The sequence below is a fragment of the Sphaerotilus sp. genome (assembly GCF_013299175.1).
In the GTDB taxonomy this organism is placed as follows: Bacteria; Pseudomonadota; Gammaproteobacteria; order Burkholderiales; family Burkholderiaceae_C; genus Sphaerotilus.
The window spans coordinates 1-4919 of the sequence record NZ_JAAFKF010000168.1 but is presented as its reverse complement, the minus strand read 5'-3'; the positions used below and the strand labels follow the sequence as shown (position 1 = coordinate 4919).

Below are 4919 nucleotides of genomic sequence, written 5' to 3'. Positions count from 1 at the left end.
GGCATCGACTGCACGGCCGAGTACCTGCACAGCCCCGGCGACGCCAAGGACGGCGTGACGGTGACGGTGCCGATCTACGCGCTGAACCAGGTGAGCGAAGAACGCTGCGAGTGGCTGGTGCCGGGGATGCTGGAGGCGAAGGTGCTGGCGCTGGTCAAGAGCCTGCACCAGCGCCCGCGTTCGCGGCTGGTGCCGCTGCCGGATTACGTCGCCGAGTTCGTCGAGCTGAACCCGTTTGCGCAGGGGCCGCTGGTCGATGTGCTGCTCAAGGCGGTGCGCGAGCGCAGCCAGATCGCCGTGCAGCGCAACGATTTCAAGCTGGAGATGGTGGCGGCGCACCTGTTCATGAACTTCCGCGTCGTCGATGAGCATGGGCGGCAGTTGGGGATGGGGCGGAATCTGGCGGCCTTGAAGGCGGAGCTGGGGGGGCAGGCGCGGACGGCGTTTCAGGCGCTGGCGGGGTTGAAGGTGGCTGCGCGGGGGGAACCCCCACCCCAACCCTCCCCCGCTGGGGGAGGGGGCAAGACCGGGGCTGCGCAAGGCTCGCGGACCTCGCTGTCCCCGTCTTCTCTCCCTCCCCCAGCGGGGGAGGGCCGGGGAGGGGGAACCCCCGTGGCCAAGCACACCACCTGGACCTTCGGCGAACTCCCGGAACTCATGGAGATCCGCAAGGCCGGCCAGACGCTGATCGGTTTCCCGGCGCTGATCGACCGCACGACGCACGTCGAGATCGAGGTGTTCGACGAACCGGACGCGGCGGCCGCGAAACACCACGCGGGCCTGCGCCGGCTGGTGGCGCTGAACCTCAAGGAGCCGCTGAAGTACCTGGAGAAGAACATCCCCGACCTGCAGAAGATGTCGGTGGCCTACATGCCGCTGGGCACGCAGGAGGAACTGCGCGACCAGATCATTGACGTGGCGCTGACGCGGGCCTTCCTGGCCGATCCGCTGCCGACCGATTCCCGCGCTTTCCAGCAGCGTCTCGACGAAGGCCGCCCGCGCCTGAACCTGATCGCGCAGGAAGTCGCACGCACGGCCGGCACCATCCTGATCGACTACGCCGCCGCGCTGCGCAAGCTCAAGGACACCCGTGTCCCCAAGGATGCGGCCGACGACATCACCGGCCAGCTCCAGCGCCTCGTGCCCAAACGCTTCATCGCGCAGACGCACTGGTCACAGCTCCACCACCTGCCGCGCTACCTCAAGGCCATCGTGCTGCGGCTGGACAAGTGGCGCGCCGACCCCGCCCGCGATGCGCAGCGCCTGACCGAACTCCGCCCGCTGGAAACCCGCTACACCCGCCGCCTCGCCGATCTCAAAGGCACCGACGACAGCCGCCTGACCGAGTACCGCTGGCTGCTGGAGGAGCTGCGCGTGAGCCTCTTCGCGCAGGAACTCAGAACGCCGCAGCCCGTCAGCGTCAAGCGGCTGGACAAGGTGTGGGCCCAATTGAATCAGTGACCTGGGTCTGTCTGGGTGACAAAGTTCACATTTTTCTCCTACAGTGCGGTACCGCCACGGTGGCGGTACCTTCTGAGGAGACGGGACATGGGCTTTGTTTGGATCGTGATCGTGGGCTTCCTGATTGGCCTCGTGGCGCGGTGGATCATCCCCGGCACGCAGTCGCTGGGTTTCATCCTGACGACGGTGCTGGGCATCGCCGGCTCGTTCGTCGCGGGCTATGCGGGCCAGGCGCTCGGGTGGTACGCCCAGGGGCAACCGGCGAGTTACATCGCGGCGGTGGTGGGCGCGGCGGTGCTGCTGTTCGTGGTCGGGATGCTCAAGGGCGCCTGAAGCCCGTGCAGCCATGAAAAAAGGCCGGCATCGCGCCGGCCTTTTACTTTCTGGCGGGCCATGTTGGCCAGCTCGAACGGTCAGGCGTCCAGGGCCTCGCCGATGACACCCTTCTTGAACAGGAAGTTGCCGTAAGGCTGCAGATCGCTGGTCAGCACGATGGCAAACGCCTTGTGGACCCGGTCGTAGAACGCGAACCGTTCGACCGCCTCGCACTGGTCGGCGCGGGCATGTCCACCCGTCTCGATCAGGTCGATCACCTCGCGCTGCAGCCGGCTGCGGTAGCCGTCCGGCGTGTCGCAGACCTTCATGTAGGCGATCGGCTGCGTCACCGCCGCGTCCAGCGGCAGCAGGCTGAGCAGGGCTTGCGCCGTGCGCTGGATGCCGGCGCCGGGCAGGTGGATGATGGGCTTGCGCCGTCCATCCGGACCAACGCTGAGGCTGGCCGCGGTGAAGTTGGCGTCGGCCACGATGATCTCGTCGCCGTGCCCCATCTCCGCGAGCACCTGCAGCAGTTGCGGTGTCAGCAGAGGGTCGATCCCCTTGAGCATGTGGTCTCCTGTGGTGGTTGGTCGTCTGCGTTCAGTCGGGCCGGGGCCAGGCTCAGGCCAGGCATTCCTTGGGGATCTGGTCGGCCGGCATCGCGCCCGTCATCACCGCCACGGTGTCGCTCATGCTGATCTTCTTCGGGTTCAGCACCGCGGCCCGCTTGCCCAGCCGGGCGACGTGGATGCGGTCGGCGATCTCGAAGACGTGCGGCATGTTGTGGCTGATCAGGATCACCGGCAGGCCCTTGTCGCGCACCCGGCGGATCAGCTCCAGCACCATGTTGCCTTCCTTGACCCCCAGCGCCGCGGTCGGCTCGTCCAGGATCACGACGTGCTCGGCAAACGCCGCCGCCCGCGCCACCGCCACGCACTGGCGCTGACCACCCGAAAGCGTCTCCACCGCCTGCGTCATCGAGCGGATGCCGACCTTCAGGTCGTTCATGCGCGCAATGCTTTGTTCGAGCATCTTCTTCTTGTCGATCATGCGCAGCACGCTGCCGGCAAAACCGGGGCGAAGAATCTCGCGACCGAGGAAAAGGTTTTCAGCGATCGTCATGGCCGGGGCCACGGCGAGGTCCTGGTAGACCGTCTCGATGCCGACGCGGCGGGCGTCGATCGGGCTCTTGAAGTGGATGGGGTTGCCGTCCAGCCAGATCTCGCCTTCGTCGGGAATCGTCGCGCCCGACAGGCACTTGATCAGCGAGGACTTGCCCGCGCCGTTGTCGCCGATCACCGCCAGGATTTCACCGGCGCGCAGCTCGAAGTCCGCGCCGTCGATGGCGGTGACCTGGCCGTAGCGTTTGACCAGGCCCTTGGCCTGCATCACGATTTGCGGTTGTGCGCTCATCTCAGCGGCTCCCCTTGCGCGACATCTGATCCGTGGCCACGGCCAGGATCACCAGGATGCCAGTCACCAGAATCTGGTAGACCGACGACACGCCCATCAGCGTCAGACCGTTGCGGAACACGCCGACGATCATGGCGCCCACCAGGGAACCCAGCAGGATGCCGCGGCCACCGAACAGGCTGGTGCCGCCGAGCACGACCGCCGTGATGGCGTCGAGGTTCTCGGTCTGGCCGGCATTCGGATCGCCCGCGCCCGTCCGGGCCACGGCGAGCATCGAGGCGACGCCGTAGAACGTGCCGGCCAGTGCGTAGACGGTCAGCAGCACGCGGTCGGTCGGGATGCCGGTCAGGCGCGTGGCTTCGGGGTTGTTGCCCACCGCGTAGACGTGGCGGCCGGGGGCGGTTTCGCGCAGCCAGAGCCAGGTCGCGATGTACAGCGCGAGCATCAGCACCGTTCCGTAAGCGACACGGGCGCCACCCAGCCCGAAGGTCTCGCCCAGCAGGTTCATGCCGTCGGGGATGTTGGTGATCGTCTGGGCGTGCGAGTAGAGCTGCGTGACGGCGAAGGCGATGTTCAGCGTGCCCAGCGTGACGATGAAGGGCGGCAGCTTGATGCGGGTGACGAGCAGGCCGTTGATGAGGCCGAACAGGGTCGTCACCGCGACGCCGCAGAGGATGGCCAGGGGGGCGTTCAGGCCGTAGTCGGCGGCCACCTTGGTCATCACGATGGAGCCGAGCGCCATGACCATGCCGCAGGACAGGTCGATGCCGGCGGTGAGGATGATCAGGGTCTGGCCGATGGCGATCGTGCCGACCACCATGACCTGCTGCAGGATCAGCGAGAAATTCTGCAGCGTGAGAAAGCGTTCATGCTGGAACGAGAAGAAGACACAGGCCAGGATCAGGGCGATGGCTGGGCCGAGTGTCCCGATCGGGGGAAGCTTGGCTTTGAGCGAATTCATGGGGTTGGCTCGTTGGCTCGCTGGTGGCGTGCGTCAAGAAAGGAAAGCCCCGTGGTGACGGGGCTTCCGGTCGATCAAAGATCCTAGGGGATCCGGCTCACGCCAGATCAGTCACCCCAGCACTGACCACGGGCCTTCTTGGTGTCGATGCTCTTGACGCCAGCGGCGGCCTTCGAGGCGACCAGGTCCACGCCGGTGTCGGTGTAGCCCGACTGGCGCTTGCCGTCCTTGGCGTACTTGACACCCGCGGCCACGCCCAGCGCGGCCATCTTCAGCGGGTACTGCATCGAGGTCGCGGCGATCACGCCCTTTTCGACGTTGCCCACGCCGTTGGAGCACATGCCGTCCACGCCCAGGATGACAACGCCCTTTTCCTTGCCAGCGGCCTTCAGCGCCTTGTAGGCACCGGCAGCAGCGGGTTCGTTGATGGCGTACACGACGTTGATGTCGCCGTTCTTCTGCAGGCAGTTTTCCATGCCGGTCTGGCCCTTGGCGGCGTCGCCGAAGGAGTCGGCCATGCAGACCACTTCCGCCGGCTGGGCCAGCTCGTTGCTCTCGGTCGGCAGGGTCTTCAGGCCGTAGCCGGCCAGGAAGCCGTTGTGGCGCTGCGCACCGACCGGGTGGCCGGGGAACAGGTCCATCGTGGCGATGACGGGCTTCTTGCCGCCCAGCATGGCCTTGGCGTAGGCGCCGATCAGCTCGCCGGCCTTGTAGTTGTTGGTGGCGAACAGGGCGTCCGCTTCCGGCACCGGGCTGTCCAGGGCGATGA

At 66.8% G+C, this 4919-nt stretch carries 6 protein-coding genes; 2 read left to right on the top strand and 4 right to left on the bottom strand.

Going from position 1 to position 4919, the window contains the following annotated elements:
• Both QZW52_RS18515 and QZW52_RS18510 read left to right on the top strand, forming a co-directional pair.
• On the top strand, positions 1–1461 hold a 1461-nt coding region (locus QZW52_RS18515; protein WP_294001479.1), incomplete at its 5' end, for a DUF3418 domain-containing protein.
• 87 nt (positions 1462–1548) lie between these two features.
• Positions 1549–1794: a GlsB/YeaQ/YmgE family stress response membrane protein gene (locus QZW52_RS18510; RefSeq protein ID WP_294001477.1), complete on the top strand. Its 246-nt coding sequence runs from the start codon at positions 1549–1551 to the stop codon at positions 1792–1794.
• An 80-nt stretch (positions 1795–1874) separates the two neighbouring features.
• On the opposite strand, the gene QZW52_RS18505 is transcribed toward QZW52_RS18510, so the two are convergent.
• From QZW52_RS18505 to QZW52_RS18490, 4 genes are all read right to left on the bottom strand, one after another.
• Positions 1875–2345: an RbsD/FucU family protein gene (locus QZW52_RS18505; RefSeq protein ID WP_294001474.1), complete on the bottom strand. Its 471-nt coding sequence runs from the start codon at positions 2343–2345 to the stop codon at positions 1875–1877.
• A gap of 52 nt (positions 2346–2397) precedes the next feature.
• On the bottom strand, positions 2398–3189 hold the full coding sequence (locus tag QZW52_RS18500; protein WP_294001472.1) for an ATP-binding cassette domain-containing protein: 792 nt from the start codon (positions 3187–3189) through the stop codon (positions 2398–2400).
• A 1-nt stretch (position 3190) separates the two neighbouring features.
• Positions 3191–4150, bottom strand: a complete 960-nt coding sequence (locus QZW52_RS18495) for an ABC transporter permease (protein WP_294001469.1) — start codon at positions 4148–4150, stop codon at positions 3191–3193.
• Between the two features lie 107 nt (positions 4151–4257).
• The coding region (locus tag QZW52_RS18490; protein WP_294001467.1) for a substrate-binding domain-containing protein at positions 4258–4919 on the bottom strand (662 nt) is incomplete at its 5' end.

What these genes read in the sequence shown, in the direction of transcription:
- QZW52_RS18510 (WP_294001477.1), top strand. Translation starts at nt 1,549, where the DNA reads ATGGGCTTTGTTTGGATCGTGATCGTGGGCTTCCTGATTGGCCTCGTG.
- QZW52_RS18505 (WP_294001474.1), bottom strand. Translation starts at nt 2,345, where the DNA reads ATGCTCAAGGGGATCGACCCTCTGCTGACACCGCAACTGCTGCAGGTG.
- QZW52_RS18500 (WP_294001472.1), bottom strand. Translation starts at nt 3,189, where the DNA reads ATGAGCGCACAACCGCAAATCGTGATGCAGGCCAAGGGCCTGGTCAAA.
- QZW52_RS18495 (WP_294001469.1), bottom strand. Translation starts at nt 4,150, where the DNA reads ATGAATTCGCTCAAAGCCAAGCTTCCCCCGATCGGGACACTCGGCCCA.